Source organism: Aeromicrobium sp. (genome assembly GCF_014378035.1).
In the GTDB taxonomy this organism is placed as follows: domain Bacteria; phylum Actinomycetota; class Actinomycetes; order Propionibacteriales; family Nocardioidaceae; genus Aeromicrobium.
Genome location: NZ_JACMOM010000008.1, coordinates 1 through 1804, shown reverse-complemented (window position 1 = coordinate 1804; position 1804 = coordinate 1). Strand labels below are relative to the sequence as shown.

The 1804-nt window shown below is 69.0% G+C and carries 3 protein-coding genes; 1 reads left to right on the top strand and 2 read right to left on the bottom strand.

The window, feature by feature from the left end:
* The first annotated feature begins 222 nt into the window (after positions 1–222).
* Entirely contained in the window at positions 223–621 is a 399-nt protein-coding gene (locus tag H7290_RS00470; protein WP_290512051.1) for a hypothetical protein, read from the top strand.
* 191 nt (positions 622–812) lie between these two features.
* Here the strand turns inward: H7290_RS00470 and H7290_RS00465 are convergent, their stop codons facing one another.
* The gene (locus tag H7290_RS00465) at positions 813–1448 is read right to left on the bottom strand and encodes a DinB family protein (RefSeq protein WP_290512050.1); all 636 of its coding nucleotides are present in this window, start codon (positions 1446–1448) and stop codon (positions 813–815) included.
* A 113-nt stretch (positions 1449–1561) separates the two neighbouring features.
* Positions 1562–1804, bottom strand: a 243-nt coding sequence (locus H7290_RS00460; protein WP_290512049.1) for an alpha/beta hydrolase, incomplete at its 5' end; no start/stop codon positions are given.

The window sequence follows — 1804 nt, the reverse complement described above, 5'->3', positions numbered from 1 at the left end:
TCGAGCACCTTGGCCGGGCCCGCGAACGCCCGCTCCATCGGGAACTGCTGGTCGAGCATCATGCCGGCGAGCAGCGCGAACGAGTGGTGGGTGAGCACCTCGTCGGCGTGGGGGTCCTGGGCGATCTGGATGGCCATGCCCCCATTCTCACACTCGCCGGAGCCTCGAACATCTGGGCGGCACCATCCGGCCCGGCACCATGGGACCCGGCACAATGAAACTGTGCCCACGCTGCTTCCCGTCGACGATCTCGCCAGCCTCTATCGCGCCACCCTCGTGAAGATGGATCGCGCCGGCGGCCAGGGCACGGGCGCGAGGCCACGTGGCTGGGACAAGCTCGTGGACCAGATGCAGTTCTACCAGCTGGCGCTGCGTGTAACGCCCGACGGACGCAGCGCCATCACCCAGATGGTCGACGACCCGTGTCCCACGGTCCGCAGCTGGTCGGCCGCCAACGCGCTCGCGTGGGACCCCGAGGTGGCACTCGCCGCACTGCACCGGGAGATCGGATCCGGAAGCGGCGCGTCGTCGGATGCCGAGATCGTCCTGCGGGAGCACATTGCCGGAAGGCTCAACACCGCCTGGGCTCCGGCGGGACGTCCGCCGAGACGTCTTCGCTAGACCCAGTAGAACTTAGCAACGCGAGCCGTCCGGGTCACCTGCGCCGATCTCCTCGATGACCTCCATCCCGGCCCACGATTCCGGGTCGGACTCCTCACGAATCGTCTCGACCATGACCTCGCGCTGCGATCAACAACCTGGTCGACCCTGCCACTCGCTCGACACGATTGTGCATCGGGTGTCCGGCCTGGTCATCGCGCAAAGGTGTTCGCCACAGCCTGGATGCGCGCGACGTAGGCCCTCCAGCCCGCCGGGTCCATCATGTCGTCATGGTCTGAGCCCGCCCTGCCGTCGACGAGCTCACGCAGGATGTCGGCATGACCTGCGTGACGAGGGGTCTCGTCGACCATGCGCACGGGCAACACCGCGAGTGGCGTCGCACGACGCTCCTCCGGCCAGTGGGGCACGCTGCCGACCGCCTGCAGGTCCAGCGCATCGATGGTCTCGTCGCTGTGGGCGCAGGCGCGCCGGTAGAGCACGACCAGCTCGTCGCTCGCCTCGTCCGCGGTTGCCCACATGTCGGCGCCGTCCCACACCGAACCGTCCTCGACCCAGGGCAGGACGTCGGGCGGGGGCCGACCGAAGGCGTGGCCGAGATAGACGTGCTCGATGCCGATCAGGTGCTTCACCAACCCGAGCAGGTTGGTGCCGGTCGTGGTCATCGGCCGGCGCAGGTCGCGCTCGCCAAGACCCTTGACCGCAGCCAGCATCGCGGTGCGGCTGACGTCGAGCTTGAGATGAAGCTCGTGCTTCACGTCGGTGCTGTTGGGGTCCGTGCTGTTGGGGTCCGTGCGGCCGGGGTCCGTGCTGTCGGGGTCCGTGGTCATGGGCTCATGCTGCCACCGGGGCCCGACAGGAAACAGGCGTGAGGTGCAGCAGAAGGGCGAGCCGCCCCGGTCATCCCGGAACGGCCCGCCCTCGCCACCTCGTGCTCGTACGCCTAGCGGGGTGCGGCGATCTTCTGCATGTCGAGCCTGCTCGTGCCGTCGTCCGGGGCCTGGCGCTGGAGCCTGCGCTCGTTGGCCGTCGGGTCAGGTTGCGGCATGGCCGCGCACGTCGTGTCGGCCCTGTTGCCGGACTTGCGGGCCGGGCGCTTGCCGGTCAGCAGGTAGTCGGCGATCGCGTTGTCCACGCACTCGTTGCCGTTCAGCGAGTTGGAGTGGGTCGTGCCGCCGGGCACAGC

Coding starts and splice junctions, on each gene's coding strand:
- H7290_RS00465 (WP_290512050.1), bottom strand. CDS start 1,448: ATGACCACGGACCCCGACAGCACGGACCCCGGCCGCACGGACCCCAAC.